We start from the raw sequence: 14833 nt of genomic DNA on the forward strand, positions 1-14833 counted from the left end.
CTGATCTGATCTGATTGGTCAGGAGGGCAGGGCCGCGGCCCGTGCACCGATGCCCAGCCATCGGTGCACGATGTCGCCCAGTGCGGCCGGCGAGGCGCTGGTCCACAGGCTGACATCGGCCTCGCTCCCAGTCGAGGCGACCAGCGTGTCGTCGGCATCATCGGCCTTGATCACGCGCTGAACAAGCCGCGTGGTGTGGCGGGCCACGGCTTCTGCCGTGTCCACCAGCTGCACCCCCTCGCCCATTTCGGCCACGATCAGGGGGGCGACAAACGGGTAGTGCGTGCAGCCCAGCACCACCGTGTCCACGCCGGCCGCCTTCAAGGGGCGGGTGAAGGTCGTCACCAGTTCGCGCACAGTGGGCGAGTCCAGATCGCCGGTTTCGATGGCCGCAGCCAGACCGGGGCACGGCTGCAGCACGATCTCCGCATCGGCCTCGTGCGCCGCCACCAGGCGCGCAAACTTGGCGCTGGCCAGCGTGCCAGGCGTGGCCATCACGCCCACCTTCTTCAGGCGAGACGCGGCCACCGCAGGCTTGACGCCGGGTTCGATGCCCACAATGGGCAGGTGAGGATGGGCCTGGCGCAGGGCGTGCACGGCCGCGGCCGTGGCCGTGTTGCAGGCCACCACCAGCACCTGGGCGCCTTGCGAGACCAGGAAGGCCGCGATGTGCAGGGATCGCCCGATGATGAAGTCTTCCGACTTTTCACCGTAAGGCGCGTTCGCGGAATCGGCCACATAAAGCAGCGCAGCGTGTGGCAGGTGTGCTCGCAAGGCCCGCAGAATGGACAAGCCACCCACCCCCGAATCGAAGACGCCCACCCTGACACCGAACTGTGGTGGATGCAGAGGGGCACGGTCGGGCATGGTGGCGAGAGGATACAGGCCTGAGTGAGGCCATTTGGGCAGAGCGGGGCAAGGGTTTGACCCGGAAGAGGGTGCATTTTCGCTCACCCTGCGCTGCAAAAAGACTTGTGGTCGCGCCAACTCAGGCTAGAATCGAACGATCGTGCTTTTTTATACCCATTGCGCAGGAGAACATCGCATGAAGGTCCTGGTTCCAGTCAAACGCGTTGTCGACTACAACGTGAAGGTTCGCGTGAAGTCCGACGGCTCCGGCGTCGACATCGCCAACGTCAAGATGAGCATGAACCCCTTTGACGAAATCGCCGTCGAAGAGGCCACCCGCCTGAAGGAAAAGGGCGTGGTCACCGAGATCATCGCCGTCTCCATCGGCGTGGCCCAATGCCAGGAAACCCTGCGCACCGCCATGGCCATCGGTGCCGACCGCGCCATCCTCGTCGAAACCGACGTGGACGTGCAGCCCCTGGCCGTGGCCAAGGTGCTCAAGGCCCTGGTCGACAAGGAAAAGCCCGATCTGATCATCCTGGGCAAGCAGGCGATTGACGACGACAGCAACCAGACCGGCCAGATGCTGGCGGCCCTGGCCAACCTGCCCCAGGGCACCTTCGCCTCCAAGGTGGAAGTGGCCGACGGCAAGGTCAGCGTCACCCGCGAAGTCGACGGTGGCCTGGAAACCGTCAAGCTTTCGCTGCCCGCTGTGGTCACGACCGACCTGCGCCTCAACGAGCCGCGCTACGTCACCCTGCCCAACATCATGAAGGCCAAGAAGAAGCCCCTCGAGACGGTCAAGCCGGCCGATCTGGGCGTCGACGTGGCCCCCCGCATCAAGACCCTGAGCGTGTCCGAGCCGCCCAAGCGTTCCGCCGGCATCAAGGTGCCCGATGTCGCCACCCTGGTCGACAAGCTCAAGAACGTCGCCAAAGTGATCTGAGGAGATAGACCCACATGACCGCTCTCGTCATTGCCGAACACGACAACGCGTCCATCAAGGCCGCGACCCTCAACGTCGTCACCGCCGCCAAGGCCCTGGGTGGCGATGTCCACGTGCTGGTGGCTGGCGCCAATGCTGGCGCTGCCGCGGCCGCAGCCGCCCAGATCGCTGGCGTCTCGAAGGTGCTGCACGCCGATGGCGCCCAGTTTGCCGACGGCCTGGCCGAAAACGTGGCCGCCCAGGTGCTGGCCGTCGCTTCGGGCTACAGCCACCTGCTGTTCCCCGCCACCGCCTCGGGCAAGAACGTCTCGCCCCGCGTCGCGGCCAAGCTCGACGTCGCACAGGTCTCGGAAATCACCAAGGTGATCTCTGCCGACACCTTCGAGCGCCCCATCTACGCTGGCAACGCCATCGCCACCGTGCAGTCGTCCGACTCGGTGAAGGTCCTGACCGTGCGCGGTACCGCTTTCGATGCTGCGGCCACCACCGGTGGTTCGGCTGCCGTCGAATCCGTGGCCGCCGTGGCCGATTCGGGCACCTCGTCCTTCGTGGGCCGTGAGGTGACCAAGTCGGAACGTCCCGAGCTGACCGCCGCCAAGATCATCGTCTCCGGTGGCCGTGCCCTGGGTTCGAGCGAGAAGTTCAACGAAGTCATGTCGCCCCTGGCCGACAAGCTGGGCGCCGGCCTGGGCGCCTCGCGCGCCGCCGTCGATGCGGGCTACGCCCCCAACGACTGGCAAGTGGGCCAGACCGGCAAGATCGTTGCCCCCCAGCTCTACGTGGCCTGTGGCATCTCCGGCGCCATCCAGCACCTGGCCGGCATGAAGGATTCCAAGGTCATCGTCGCCATCAACAAGGACCCGGAAGCCCCGATCTTCCAGGTCGCCGACTTCGGCCTCGAAGCCGACCTGTTCACGGCCGTGCCCGAGCTGGTCAAGGCCCTGTGATGGTCATGTGGTGAACGAGGCAGACACCATGTCTGATTGAACACCGCAGCGGGGCGTCTTTCGAGGCGCCCCCTTTTTTTGTCTGGCGCTTGCCGAGCGTCAGACGTTGGACACCGTGGAGAGAGACACATGACATTCCGTGCCCCCGTCAAAGACCAGATTTTCTGCATCAAAGAGCTGGCTGGCCTCGACCAGATCGCCGCGCAGATCCCCGCTTTCGAAGACGCCGGCGTCGAAACCGCCCAGGCCGTGCTGGAAGAGTCGGCCAAGTTCAACGAGGGCGTGGTGGCCCCGCTGAACTGGAGCGGCGACCAGGACCATGGCTCCTGGGACAACGGTGTGGTCAAGGCCTCGCCGGGTTTCAAGGAGGCCTACAAGGCCCTGGCCGATGGCGGCTGGCAAGGCCTGCAGCAGCCGCTGGAATACGGCGGCCAGGGTCTGCCCAAAACCATCGGCACCGCCTGCATCGAACAGATGATGGCCGCCAACCTGAGCTTCTCTCTGTGCTCGATCCTGACCAGTGGTGCCATCGAAGCCCTGATCACCGCGGGCAGCGACGAACTCAAGACCCGCTACATCCCCAAGATGATCACGGGCGAGTGGACGGGCACCATGAACCTGACCGAGCCGCAGGCCGGCTCCGACCTGGCGCTGGTGCGCTCCAAGGCCGTCAAGCAGGACGATGGCAGCTACCGCATCTCGGGTCAGAAGATCTTCATCACCTACGGTGAGCACGACATGTCCGAGAACATCGTGCACCTGGTGCTGGCCCGCACGCCCGACGCACCCGAAGGCGTCAAGGGCATCAGCCTCTTCGTGGTGCCGAAGTTCATGGTGAACGCCGACGGCAGCCTGGGGGCACGCAACGACGTCTACTGCGCCTCCATCGAAGAAAAGCTGGGCATCAAGGCTTCGCCCACGGCCGTGCTGGTCTACGGAGACGACAAGGGCGCCGTGGGCCCCGGCGCCATCGGCTACATCGTGGGCGAAGAAAACCGTGGCCTCGAGTACATGTTCATCATGATGAATGCCGCCCGTTTCGACGTGGGCGTACAGGGCATCGGCGTCTCCGAGCGTGCCTACCAGCACGCCGTGGCCTACGCCCGTGATCGCGTGCAGTCCCGCCCGGTCGACGGCTCCCAGCCCGGCTCGGCCGCGATCATCCACCACCCGGACGTCAAGCGCATGCTGATGACCATGCGTGCCCTGACCGAGTCGGCCCGGGCCATGGCCATTTTCGGGGCCGCCGCCTACGACAACTTCCACCACCACCCGGATGCCGAGGTGGCCAGGCAGGCCGGTGCCGTCTACGAGTTCCTGGTGCCGCTGATCAAGGGCTTCAGCACCGAGAACGCCAACGAGGTCACCTCGCTGGGCGTGCAGGTGCACGGTGGCATGGGCTTCATCGAAGAAACCGGTGCCGCCCAGTACTACCGTGATGCCCGCATCCTGGCCATCTACGAAGGCACGACCGCCATCCAGGCCAATGACCTCATCGGCCGCAAGACCGCGCGCGACACGGGCGCCGTGGCCAAGGCGATTGCCGGCCAGATCGCCGACTTCGAAGGCGTGCTGGCCTCACGTCCTTCGGCCGCCGGACAGAAGCTGGCCGTTCAGCTCAAGGCTGCGCGAGAGTCCTTCCTGCAGGTGGTCGATTTCGTGCTGGCCCATGTCAAGACGAACCCGAATGCCGTGTTCGCGGGCTCGGTGCCTTACCTGATGCTGACCGCCAACCTGGTGGCCGGCTGGCAGATGGCCCGTGCGCTCGTGGCCGCCGAAGACGCCCTGGCCACTGGCGAAGACGCCGAGTTCATGGCGGCCAAGATCGCCACCGCGCGCTTCTATGGGGACCACATCCTGGCCCGCGTGGCCTCGCTGCGCGACGCCATCCTTGACGGTGGCGAGAGCGTGACGGCCCTGGCCCTGGAAGCGTTCTGATCGCGTTCTGATCCGCTTTCAGCGCCTGTTCCCAGGCTGCTCAGTGCACTGAGCCCACAGGATGCCCCGACCGGCGCGAACCGGCTGCGGCATCCTTTTTTTCACGATCGGGCTGCCGCAGAAAGGCCCGCCCCTGAGGAGACAAGATGGCTTTGCCCCCGGTTTTGCAGCGCGTGCCCTTTCCCGTCATCGCGTCGCCCATGTTCATCGTCAGCACGCCCAAGCTGGTGATCGCCCAGTGCCAGGCGGGCGTGGTGGGCTCCATGCCGGCACTCAATGCCCGGCCTGCTGCCCAGCTCGATGACTGGCTGGCCGAAATCACCGAAACCCTGGCCGCCTGGGATGCGGCTCACCCCGAGCAGCCTTCGGCGCCCTTTGCCATCAACCAGATCGTGCACAAGAGCAACGACCGGCTGGAACATGACCTCGGCCTGTGCGTGAAGTACAAGGTGCCGCTCATCATCACCTCGCTGGGCGCGCGCGAGGATGTCAACCAGGCCGTGCACGGTTACGGCGGCGTGGTGCTGCACGACGTGATCAACAACAGGTTTGCGCACAAGGCGGTGGAGAAGGGCGCCAATGGCCTGATTGCCGTGGCCGCCGGCGCCGGTGGCCATGCGGGCACCACCAGCCCCTTTGCCCTGATCCAGGAAATCCGCGAGTGGTTCGATGGACCTGTGGCGCTGTCGGGCTCGATCGCCAACGGCCGCGCCATCTTGGCGGCCCGGGCCATGGGTGCCGATTTCGCCTACATCGGCTCGGCCTTCATCGCCACCGAAGAGGCGCGTGCCGATGCCGCCTACAAGCAGATGATCGTCGACAGCGACAGCGCCGACGTCGTCTACACCAGCAAGTTCACTGGCGTGCATGGCAACTACCTGCGCCCCTCGATCGTCAAGGCGGGCCTCGACCCCGATGCCCTGGGCCAGGGGGATCCCAGCCAGATGAGCTTTGGCAGCAAGGATGGTGGCGAGGCCAAGGTCTGGAAGGACATCTGGGGCTGCGGCCAGGGCATCGGTGCCATCAAGCAGGTGCAGCCGGTGGCCGATCTGGTGGCGCGCCTCAAGGCCGAGTACGCCGCAGCCAAGGCGGCCCTGTGACCCCTGCGGGCGCGGATCCGGCTCAGTTGCCGGGCCGCACGCCCAGCTTGAAGGCGATCATGGCCCGCAGCTTGGTGGGCACCACGGGCTTGATCAGCACGTGGAAGTTGTCATCGCGGGCCTGTTCTTCGTGGCCGGTCATGGTGCTGCCCGTGACCATGATGGCGGGCAACTCGCGGCCAAAGCGGGCACGCAGGGCACGGATGGCGTCGATGCCGGTCTGCTGTTCGGGCAGGCGGTAGTCGACGATCAGCAGGTCGGGGCGGGTCTCGGTGCTGGCTGCCCAGGCCTGGGCCTGGGCCACCGAGTCGAAGGCGCTCACGGTGGCGCCCCAACCCTTGAGCAGCACCTGCAGGCCTTCCATCACGGCCTGTTCGTCTTCCACCACCACGATGTGGCGGCGATCAAGCGTCACGCCCAGCGCGGGTTTGGAGGGGATGCTGGCCGGCTGCATGCGGGGTGGGCGACCCACCGGGATCATCAGCGTGAAGGTGGTGCCGTGGCCCACGCGCGAGCGCAGTGTCAGCGGGGCCTGGATCAGGTCGGCCAGGCGCTTGACGATGGACAAGCCCAACCCCAGGCCTTTGCGGTGGTGGGGCTCCAGAGGGCGGCCGCTCTGCGTCTGGTAGAACTCGTCGAAGATGCGCTCTTGCTCCTTGGGCGCAATGCCGATGCCCGTGTCCCAGACCTGCAGGCAGAGTTGGTCGCCCCGGCGGCGGCAGCTGACCAGCACGCCACCGTCTTCGGTGTAGCGGATGGCGTTGGAGACCAGGTTGCGCACGATGCGTTCGATGATGACCGGGTCGGCATAGGCATGGTGCTGCTCGCCCCGCAGGCTGAGCATCAGGCCCTTTTCGAAGGCAGTGGGCTCGAAGTGCAGCCGGATGCGGCTGAAGAGGTCGCGCATCGAGAAATGCTCGGGCTCGATCTCGACGCCGCCGGTGTCGATCTTGGTGATGTCGAGCAGTTCGCTGAAGAGGCCTTCCAGGGCATCGACCGAGCTGTTGATGCTGTTGACCAGGTGGGTGACCTCGTCGTCCTTGCTGCGCTGACGCAGGGCTTCCGCAAACAGGCCCATGGCGTGCAGGGGTTGGCGCAGGTCGTGGCTGGCGGCGGCGAAGAACTGGGTCTTGGCGCGGCTGGCCAACTCGGCTTCGCGCTGTGCCGCCTCGGCCACGGCCATCTCGCCCCGAAGGCGGTGGGCCAGGTCCTGGCTGTGCAGACGCAGGCTGACCATGTCGCCAAACACATTGTGGAAGCCGCGGCCCACGGCCAGGGTGCACAGGGCCATCAGGCACCAGACGCCGGCCAGGTGCACGTCGTGTTCGCCGCCATGGAGCGCGGTGCGCACGATCATGGGGATGAAGTAGATGCCCATGCTGGCCAGGAAGACCTTGGCCTGCGAGGCCATGAAGGGCACGCCGCCGATGGCGAAGGAATAGATGGTCAGCATGAGCGTGGCGCGCTGGAACCAGTCGCCGTACTCGTAGAACAGCCAGCCGCCCAGGCTCCACATGGCCGCGCCGCACAGGGCGCCGATGTTCCAGCGGGTGAGCCAGGTGGCTGGATCGTGCTGGCCTTGCAGCAGGGCGCGGTCGTGTCGAAGCAGGGCCGCAAAGCGGATCACCCACAGCAGCAGGAAGCCGACGATCCACCCGCGCAAGAGGGCGGGCGGCACGTGGTTCCAGTACACCAGGGCGCAGACGACCATGCCCAGGAAGTGCCCCATCAGGCCGGCGCTGGTCTGGCGGTAGACCATGCGCTCGGCGTCTTCGATCAAGGCTTCGTCGGTTGGTGCGGGCAGGGCCGCGATGGCCGCCGCCTGGCCTTTCAGCGGCGGCAGTTTCATCAAGGCCTTGAGCGCGCTGGCGGTGGACATCTCAGGCTCCGGCGCTCACCGGGCGCGCCAGCTGCCAGGGCCGCCGCTGTTGCGCTGCAGGATCTGGCTGACCGCGATCACGGCCTGGGTGCGCGAGCTCACGCCCAGGGCGCGCAGCACGGCGGCCACGTGGTCTTTCACGGTCTCGACCGAGAGGCCCAGTTCGCGGGCGATCAGCTTGTTGGGCTGGCCCTTGAGCAGCAGGCGCAGCACATCGGCCTGGCGCGGTGTCAGGCCCAGCTGGGTCAGGGAGGGCATGGTCTGGAAGCCCGAATCCATGGCCTCGGTCTGCACCTGGCGAATCTGGGGCGAGCTGCTGAGCTGGGTGTGGTTGTCGGCACCCATGCTCATGGGGGGCACGTAGACGCCCCCCGACATCACCTGCTGGAGCGCATCGAACAGGGTTTCGTTGGTGGCGCGCTTGGGCACGAAGCCCATGGCGCCCATGTCGATGGCGCGGATGACGTCGCTGGTGCGGTCGGAGGCCGAGATCACCACCACGGGCAGGGCGGGGTACTTGGTGCGCAGCTCGGCCAGCAGGTCGAAGCCATCGGCGTCGCCCAGGTGCAGGTCGAGCAGGACGAGGTCGTACTGGGCGTCGTTGCGCAGGGTCTCGCGGGCGGCCCGGCCGCTGTCGGCGGCACTCACCACCACGTTGTCACCCAGACCCTGGATCACCGATTGCAGGGCAGACAGGATCAGGGGGTGGTCGTCAATGAGCAAGACCTTCATGCGGGACTCCTAGATTGATTTTTATGGCTGGGCCGGCCGTGCGGCCCGAGCCTGTGATGATAGGCCCTCGCCCTGGGCGCAAAGGGGGCCCGCGGTGCGCGGCAGGGTCGCCCGAATGGGGGTTGATTCGGCGGCGCAGGGGCTCAGGTGCGCCAGACCCGGGGCGGGCAGGGGGCGAGGTTCCAGGCGCTCTGGCGCCAGGCGGCCCAGACCTGGCTGAGCAGGCCCATGACGGGTTCGACCCGCGGACCCAGCACGCGCAGCACGATCACCTGTTCATGCGGGCTGGTGCTGCCCGCGGTGGCGTCGAGTGGGTGGGCGGCCTGGAGGCCTCGGGCGGCGTCCAGCAGGGCCTCGCGGCGGGTGCGGGGCAGGGCGCTGCCTGCGGCAAACCAGAGCGTGCCCATCACGCGGTGACCGGCCCATCCCAGGGGGCTGTCGAGCAACAGGGTGTCGCTGGCGTGCACAGTGCCGCGTTCCAGCCAGGTGCCGGGCAGGTCGATTTCCTGCGTGAAGCGGCTGTGCGGGTGGGCGCTGCCTTCAAACGCTTCGCTGGCAGCGGGCAGGCCCAGGGCCAGCACGTCCCAACCCATCATCTCGGCGGTGGGCGCGAGCTCGAAGCGCATGCGGTTGCGGGCAATGCAGCCGCGGTAGGCGATGGTCTCCAGGGGCAGCCATTCCAGGCGTGCGCCATCGGCCACCTGGGCCACGGCGCTTTGCACCGCCTCTTCACCGGCGCTGCGGTAAAAGCGCGTGGCGCCGGGGGTGGTGATCAGGGCGTGGGTGCCGGGGGCCAACTGGGCGGTGAGGTGGAGCACATCGCCGCCCACGATGCCGCCGGGCGGGTGCACCAGCACGTGGTGGCAGACGCCAGGGCCCTCAGGGTAGAGGCGCTGAAGGACGCGCAGGGGGCCGTCGTGGCGGTCGAGCGCGATGGTGCGGTCGCCGTCGCGGGTGTAGTCCAGGTTCAGTTGGCCGAGCCAGCTCATCGGGGCCTTGGGCATCCAGCGGGATGCGGTGTGGTCTGAGGAGGCTTGAGTGTACGTGGGGCGGCAGTGGTGTCAGTCAGGTGGCTTGTCATCCGGCATGGCGATTGCATACAATTTTGCGGCGGAGTAGAAGCGTTCAACCACGCGCCTGCCTCTGGTGCACCCATGGTGCCAACCGGGGCGTCAGGGCGGGCCGGAAATTGCTCCCTCGTGTTCAACCGCAGCGGCTTTTTGCGCTTCACGCAGGCCCTGCACCGAGGAGGCGCTTCATGCTCACCAGCCAACAACCCATCTTCCGGCGTTTCTGGCACGCCGTCATGCCCTTGAGCCAACTGGCCGAGGGCCCTCAGCCCTTCACCTTGCTGGGGGAGCCGATCGTGCTTTTCCTGGACGAGGAGGGCCTGCCGGCTGCACTGCGCGACCGCTGCTGCCACCGCACGGCCAGGCTCTCGAAGGGCTGGTGCAAGGGCGGTGGCATCCAGTGTGGCTACCACGGCTGGGTCTACGACCGCGACGGCCGCGTGGTCGAAATCCCCCAGTACGAAGAAGGCCGCAAGATCCTGCCGGATTTCAAGACCACCGCCTACCGCTGTGTGGCGAAGTACGGTTATGCCTGGGTGGCGCTGGAAGAGCCGGTGGCCGACATCCCCGAGGTGCCCGAGTTCGGCATGCCCGGCTGGCGCACCATCTTCCAGTTCTGGGAGCGCTGGGAGACCAGCCCGCTGCGCGCACTGGAGAACTCCTTCGACAACTCGCACTTCAGCTTTGTGCACCGCGCCACCTTTGGTGTGGCCGACCGGCCCAAGCCCGGCAAGTACGAGATCGTCGAGTCAGACACGGGCTTTTACGCCGAGACCATTGTGGAAGCGGCCAACCCGCCGGCCTACCAGCGGGTCAGTGGCGTGAAGGAGGCCGTCACCACGCGCCACATGCGCAATGCCTATTTCCTGCCTTTTTCGCGCCGGCTGGACATTGAATACCCCAGCGGCGTGCGCCACGTCATCATCAACTGCTTCACCCCCATCGACGATGGTGCGATCCAGTTGTGCCAGTGGCTGTTCCGCAATGACACCGAGGCCGATTGCCCTGAGGCGATGCTGGTGGACTTCGATGCGGTCATCACGCGCGAGGACAAGGACATCCTCGAATCCACCGACCCGGATGCGGTGGTCGACGTGCGGCGTCGGGGGCTGGAGTATTCGATGGACAGCGACCGCCCGGGCATGCTGATCCGCAAGAAGCTCATGGCGCTCTTGGCCCAGCATGGTGAGGAGGAGGTGCACCGGGGCACGCCCGGCACGGTGATCCGGCTTGCGCCTCGGGCTGTGGGTGCGGACTGAGGATCAGCCCGATCAGGCCGGCAGGCAGTGCACCGCATCCCCCACACGAAGCCGCCCGCCCTGCAGCACGCGCGCGGTCATGCCGCCGTGGCCCCGCATGGCGTTGTAGCCGCCTTCGCCCAGGATGCCTTCCATGCGCGAGCAGGGGTCGCAGGGGCCGGTGATTTCCAGCACCACGTCATCGCCCAGCAGCAGGTGCAGGGGCTCGTGCTTGAACAGCGCCTTGGCGGCGAGCAGGTTCAGGCCCGAGACCACGAGGTTGCGGCGCAGCAGGGCCGGGTCCACCTGCGGCAGCCCAGCCAGGGCGGCGATCACGGGCAGGTGCTCCGCCTGGATCAGCGACACCTGCCGCTTGCTGCCCCCGGCGCGCGAAGCCGGTTTGGCGCTGCTGCGGTCACCTTGCAGGCCCAGGCCGGGCAGGGCCAGCGTCTCGCCCACGCTCATCACCGCCGCGAGCCTGGCCGGGCGCAGGAAGATGGCGTCGATGCGACCCGGACGCGGAAAGCGGTGGGCGAGAGCGTGCAGGTCGGTGGTGGCGCTCTCTGGGCCCGGTTGGGTGAGAGGCGCGTGGTGCATGGAGGAGGGCATGGGGTGGACGGGGAAAGACTCGCATCGGATCTTGACATGCGGCAGGTGCGCGTGGCCCGCCGTGGCGCGACAATGCCGCCATGAACGCAGACCACGCATCCAAGATCGCCGCCACCCGCGAGTGGCTCACCCAGGCCGTGATCGGGCTCAACCTTTGCCCCTTTGCCAAGGCCGTGCACGTGAAGGAGCAGATCCGCTATGTGGTGAGCGAGGCCACCACACCGGAAGCGCTGCTGGAGCAACTGATGGACGAGCTGGCCTACCTGCAGGACGCCGATCCTGACAAGGTGGAGACCACGCTGCTGATCCACCCCCATGTGCTGAACGACTTCATGGATTACAACGACTTCCTCGGTGTGGCCGATGCCGCCGTGGAAGACATGCGCCTGGACGGGGTGTTGCAGGTGGCCAGCTTCCACCCCGATTACCAGTTTGAAGACACCGATCCCGACGACATCGAGAACTTCAGCAACCGCTCACCCTTCCCGACCCTGCACCTGCTGCGCGAAAGCAGCATCGACGCGGCCGTGGCCGCCTTCCCCGAGGCCGAGACGATTTACGAGGCCAACATCGAAACCCTGCGCAAGCTGGGCCACGAAGGGTGGAAGCAGCTTTGGGTGAAGAAGGACTGAGCGGGGAGCGGGTCACACAGGGCAGGCCATGGCGACGCCACACACCCCAAGTCTGCCCTGGTGGGGCCCGGCGCGTCTGCCTTTTCTGGCGCTGACACCCGCCTGCGTGGCCCTCGCCGTGGCCTGGAGCCATTGGCGCCTGGCTGCCCTGGGCCAGAGCCTGAACGGTCTGGACCTGGCTCTGGTGCTGTGCGGTGCCCTGGCCGCCCACCTGAGCGTGAACGCGCTCAACGAGCACCATGACTTTGGCAGCGGGCTGGACGCCCGCACGCAGCGCACGCCCTTCAGCGGTGGAAGCGGGGCCTTGCCCGAGCACCCTGAGTTGGCCCCGCTGGCCTGGCGAATGGGCTTGGCGGGCCTGCTTGTGGCCTGTGGCCTGGGGCTGTGGCTGCTGGCCCGTCACCCGGCGGTATGGTCCTTCTTGGTGCCACTGGGGCTGATCGGCCTGTTGCTGGTGGTGGCCTACACGCCCTGGCTCACCCGCCATCCCTTTTTGTGCTTGATGGCACCAGGTGTGGGCTTCGGGCCGCTCATGGGCCTGGGCACCCAGCTGGTGCTGTGCCCGCCTGGCGAGGGTCTGAACGCCACAGGGGTGGCGCTCACGCTGATTCCGCTGGGCCTGGTGAACAACCTCCTGCTGCTCAATCAGTTTCCAGACGTGGAGGCCGACCGCAGTGTGGGTCGCCTCACCCTGCCCATGCGTTGGGGGCGCAGCGGCTGTGTACCGATGCTGGGGGCGCAGTACGTCCTGGCTTACGGTGTCCTGCTGGTGCTGCTGGCTTCGAGGCGTGTGCCAGCTTGTGCTGCATTGGGCCTGCTGACTGCACCGCTGGCCTGGCAGGTGTGGCGCAGCGTGCGCCGCCACGCCGACGACATCCCCGCCTTGCTTCCCGCGATGGGCCAGAACGTGGTGGTGAGCCTGATCACGCCCTCGTTGGTGGCCCTGGGTTTGTGGCTGGCCTGAGACCGGGCCGATCATGCCTGGTCCACATGTGCCGGGTTGGTCCGGTGTGGCCGCTCAGCTGGCGCGGTCGGCCTGGGTTGGGGTGTCGATGCCCAGCTCGCCAGCGAGGCGTTCCACCACGGCGCGCAGGGCCTGCAGTTCGGCCTGAAGGCGGGCTTGCTCGGCTCTGAATTCAGCACGCAACTCGGCGACCTCGGCTTCCAGGTGCGCAGGCGCGCCACCTGATGCAGACGCTGCGGACGATGCCGACCCCGCGGCGAAACTGGCGACGTCGACCTCGCCACACAACAGGTGTGCCCAGCGCGATTCTCGGGCGCCAGGGGCGCGCGGCAGCTTGACCACGCGCCGGGGTTCGCGCTCGGCCAGCTCGTCCAGAAAGCCTTCGACCGAAGAGATGTCGGCGAAGCGGTGCAGGCGTTCGGTGTGCAGGCGCAGTTCGGCGGCGGTTTGCGGCCCACGCAGCACCAGCATGCACAAGAGTGCAGCCGACTGGCTGGGCACGCCCAGGCCGCGGGCGGTGTTGTGGTCGAAGCGCACCACGCGGCTGCCGCTGACCTCGTTGATCAGGCTGAGTTCCTTCAGGCCATTGAGTGCAGCCAGCACCTCGGCCTCGCTGAGCGACATCACCGGGTCGCGGGCGGTTTTCTGGTTGCAGCCGAGGGTCAGGGCGTTGAGCGAGAGCGGATAGCTGTCGGGCACGGTGTGCTGTTTTTCCAGCAGCACGGCCAGGACTCGGGCTTCGATGGGCGTGAGCACGCGAGAGGTCAAAGGGAGGCTCCGTGTTCAAAAAATGCGGTGGGGCACCGGGCTTTTGAAGATAGCACGGTGCCCCATGGGCCTGGCTGGGCGCCTGTGGGCGCAGGGCCTGCCCGCGTTCCGTGCCGTCAGGCGGGCAGGGCCGGGTAGTCGGTGTAGCCGTGCGCGCCGGAGCCGCCGTACAGGCCGGTGTCGGAGAACAGCTCGTTGAGGGGCGCGTCTTCCTTCAGGCGGCGAACCAGGTCGGGGTTGCTGATGGTGGCACGGCCAAACGAGACCAGGTCACCCTGCCCGCTGGCGACCGCCTCTTGCGCCATGGCCTTGGTGTAGCCGTTGTTGACCATCCAGACGCCGCTGTAGAGCTTGCGCAGGGCGTCGTAGTCGAACGGCGCGTTGTCACGCGGTCCGCCGGTGTGGCCCTCGACGACGTGGATGTAGACCGGGTGCAGCTTCTCCAGTTCGCGGACCACGTGCTCGAACAGCGGTTGGGGGTTGCTTTCGTTCGAGTCGTTCACGGGCGAGACGGGCGACAGTCGGATGCCGACCTTGCTGGCGCCGATCTCGGCGGTCACGGCGGCCATCACTTCCAGGAGGAAGCGGGCTCGGTTTTCGATGCTGCCGCCGTAGAGGTCGGTGCGGTGGTTCGAGCCGTCGCGCAGGAAGGCGTCCAGCAGGTAGCCGTGTGCGCCGTGGATTTCCACGCCGTCAAAGCCGGCCTCGATCGCATGGCGGGCGGCGGAGCGGAAGTCGTTGACGACGCCGGGGATCTCGGCCGTCTCGAGGGCACGCGGCAGGGAGGTGTCGACCATGCCCTGGCCGTGCACATAGGTCTTGGCCTTGGCTGCGATGGCCGACGGCGCGACCGGGGCCTGTTCGCCCGGCTGGTAGGCCGTGTGCGACATGCGACCGGTGTGCCACAGCTGCACGAAGATCTTGCCGCCTCGGGCGTGGACGGCTTCGGTCACCTTCTTCCAGCCGGCCACCTGTTCGGCGGTGTGCAGGCCAGGTGTCGAGGGGTAGCCCTGGGCCGTGGCCGAGACCTGTGTGGCCTCCGCAATGATCAGGCCCATGCTGGCGCGCTGGGCGTAGTACTCGACCGTGAGCGGGCCGGGCACGTTGCCGGTTTCGGCGCGGCTGCGCGTCAAGGGGGCCATGACCAGGCGGTTGGCCAGG

Annotated in this window: 14 protein-coding genes; 7 read left to right on the forward strand and 7 right to left on the reverse strand. The window is 67.2% G+C overall.

Annotated features, from left to right (window positions below; translation table 11 throughout):
* Positions 1-18: 18 nt before the first annotated feature.
* On the reverse strand, positions 19-867 hold the full coding sequence (murI, locus tag QZ994_RS07600; RefSeq protein WP_290870505.1) for a glutamate racemase: 849 nt from the start codon (positions 865-867) through the stop codon (positions 19-21).
* Between the two features lie 178 nt (positions 868-1045).
* Between murI and QZ994_RS07605 the strand changes: the two genes are divergently transcribed.
* The 4 genes from QZ994_RS07605 (at position 1046) to QZ994_RS07620 (ending at position 5780) form a co-directional block, all read left to right on the forward strand.
* On the forward strand, positions 1046-1795 hold the full coding sequence (locus QZ994_RS07605) for an electron transfer flavoprotein subunit beta/FixA family protein (protein WP_290870508.1): 750 nt from the start codon (positions 1046-1048) through the stop codon (positions 1793-1795).
* A gap of 14 nt (positions 1796-1809) precedes the next feature.
* On the forward strand, positions 1810-2742 hold the full coding sequence (locus QZ994_RS07610; protein WP_290870511.1) for an FAD-binding protein: 933 nt from the start codon (positions 1810-1812) through the stop codon (positions 2740-2742).
* 129 nt (positions 2743-2871) lie between these two features.
* Positions 2872-4680: an acyl-CoA dehydrogenase gene (locus QZ994_RS07615; RefSeq protein WP_290870514.1), complete on the forward strand. Its 1809-nt coding sequence runs from the start codon at positions 2872-2874 to the stop codon at positions 4678-4680.
* Positions 4681-4826: 146 nt separating this feature from the next.
* Positions 4827-5780 carry a nitronate monooxygenase family protein gene (locus tag QZ994_RS07620; protein ID WP_290870517.1) on the forward strand — a complete coding sequence of 318 codons (954 nt, stop codon included), beginning with the start codon at positions 4827-4829 and terminating at the stop codon, positions 5778-5780.
* A gap of 22 nt (positions 5781-5802) precedes the next feature.
* On the opposite strand, the gene QZ994_RS07625 is transcribed toward QZ994_RS07620, so the two are convergent.
* The 3 genes from QZ994_RS07625 to QZ994_RS07635 all read right to left on the reverse strand — a co-directional run bounded on the left by QZ994_RS07625 (position 5803) and on the right by QZ994_RS07635 (position 9380).
* Positions 5803-7659, reverse strand: a complete 1857-nt coding sequence (locus QZ994_RS07625; RefSeq protein WP_290870520.1) for a hybrid sensor histidine kinase/response regulator — start codon at positions 7657-7659, stop codon at positions 5803-5805.
* Positions 7660-7674: 15 nt separating this feature from the next.
* Positions 7675-8391 carry a response regulator transcription factor gene (locus QZ994_RS07630; protein WP_290870522.1) on the reverse strand — a complete coding sequence of 239 codons (717 nt, stop codon included), beginning with the start codon at positions 8389-8391 and terminating at the stop codon, positions 7675-7677.
* Between the two features lie 143 nt (positions 8392-8534).
* On the reverse strand, positions 8535-9380 hold the full coding sequence (locus QZ994_RS07635) for an urease accessory protein UreD (RefSeq protein ID WP_290870524.1): 846 nt from the start codon (positions 9378-9380) through the stop codon (positions 8535-8537).
* Positions 9381-9649: 269 nt separating this feature from the next.
* Here QZ994_RS07635 and QZ994_RS07640 point away from each other — a divergent pair, with 269 nt between their 5' ends.
* On the forward strand, positions 9650-10720 hold the full coding sequence (locus QZ994_RS07640) for an aromatic ring-hydroxylating dioxygenase subunit alpha (protein WP_290870527.1): 1071 nt from the start codon (positions 9650-9652) through the stop codon (positions 10718-10720).
* Positions 10721-10732: 12 nt separating this feature from the next.
* Here QZ994_RS07640 and QZ994_RS07645 read toward each other — a convergent pair whose 3' ends face one another.
* Entirely contained in the window at positions 10733-11296 is a 564-nt protein-coding gene (locus QZ994_RS07645) for an MOSC domain-containing protein (protein ID WP_290870530.1), read from the reverse strand.
* A gap of 92 nt (positions 11297-11388) precedes the next feature.
* Here QZ994_RS07645 and QZ994_RS07650 point away from each other — a divergent pair, with 92 nt between their 5' ends.
* Together QZ994_RS07650 and QZ994_RS07655 are read left to right on the forward strand one after the other, a co-directional pair.
* Entirely contained in the window at positions 11389-11940 is a 552-nt protein-coding gene (locus tag QZ994_RS07650; protein ID WP_290870532.1) for a DUF1415 domain-containing protein, read from the forward strand.
* Positions 11941-11968: 28 nt separating this feature from the next.
* Positions 11969-12904, forward strand: a complete 936-nt coding sequence (locus tag QZ994_RS07655) for a prenyltransferase (protein ID WP_290870535.1) — start codon at positions 11969-11971, stop codon at positions 12902-12904.
* Positions 12905-12958: 54 nt separating this feature from the next.
* On the opposite strand, the gene QZ994_RS07660 is transcribed toward QZ994_RS07655, so the two are convergent.
* Positions 12959-13672, reverse strand: coding sequence for a YceH family protein (locus QZ994_RS07660; RefSeq protein WP_290870537.1), 714 nt, complete (start codon positions 13670-13672; stop codon positions 12959-12961).
* A gap of 116 nt (positions 13673-13788) precedes the next feature.
* Positions 13789-14832, reverse strand: coding sequence for an alkene reductase (locus QZ994_RS07665; RefSeq protein WP_290870539.1), 1044 nt, complete (start codon positions 14830-14832; stop codon positions 13789-13791).
* Between the last annotated feature and the right edge of the window lies 1 nt (position 14833).

The sequence above is a fragment of the Aquabacterium sp. genome (assembly GCF_021768455.1).
GTDB lineage: Bacteria > Pseudomonadota > Gammaproteobacteria > Burkholderiales > Burkholderiaceae_C > Aquabacterium.

Excerpts from the sequence above, each read along its gene's own strand:
- murI (WP_290870505.1), bottom strand. The coding sequence starts at position 867 with ATGCCCGACCGTGCCCCTCTGCATCCACCACAGTTCGGTGTCAGGGTG.
- QZ994_RS07605 (WP_290870508.1), top strand. The coding sequence starts at position 1,046 with ATGAAGGTCCTGGTTCCAGTCAAACGCGTTGTCGACTACAACGTGAAG.
- QZ994_RS07610 (WP_290870511.1), top strand. The coding sequence starts at position 1,810 with ATGACCGCTCTCGTCATTGCCGAACACGACAACGCGTCCATCAAGGCC.
- QZ994_RS07615 (WP_290870514.1), top strand. The coding sequence starts at position 2,872 with ATGACATTCCGTGCCCCCGTCAAAGACCAGATTTTCTGCATCAAAGAG.
- QZ994_RS07620 (WP_290870517.1), top strand. The coding sequence starts at position 4,827 with ATGGCTTTGCCCCCGGTTTTGCAGCGCGTGCCCTTTCCCGTCATCGCG.
- QZ994_RS07625 (WP_290870520.1), bottom strand. The coding sequence starts at position 7,659 with ATGTCCACCGCCAGCGCGCTCAAGGCCTTGATGAAACTGCCGCCGCTG.
- QZ994_RS07630 (WP_290870522.1), bottom strand. The coding sequence starts at position 8,391 with ATGAAGGTCTTGCTCATTGACGACCACCCCCTGATCCTGTCTGCCCTG.
- QZ994_RS07635 (WP_290870524.1), bottom strand. The coding sequence starts at position 9,380 with ATGAGCTGGCTCGGCCAACTGAACCTGGACTACACCCGCGACGGCGAC.
- QZ994_RS07640 (WP_290870527.1), top strand. The coding sequence starts at position 9,650 with ATGCTCACCAGCCAACAACCCATCTTCCGGCGTTTCTGGCACGCCGTC.
- QZ994_RS07645 (WP_290870530.1), bottom strand. The coding sequence starts at position 11,296 with ATGCACCACGCGCCTCTCACCCAACCGGGCCCAGAGAGCGCCACCACC.
- QZ994_RS07650 (WP_290870532.1), top strand. The coding sequence starts at position 11,389 with ATGAACGCAGACCACGCATCCAAGATCGCCGCCACCCGCGAGTGGCTC.
- QZ994_RS07655 (WP_290870535.1), top strand. The coding sequence starts at position 11,969 with ATGGCGACGCCACACACCCCAAGTCTGCCCTGGTGGGGCCCGGCGCGT.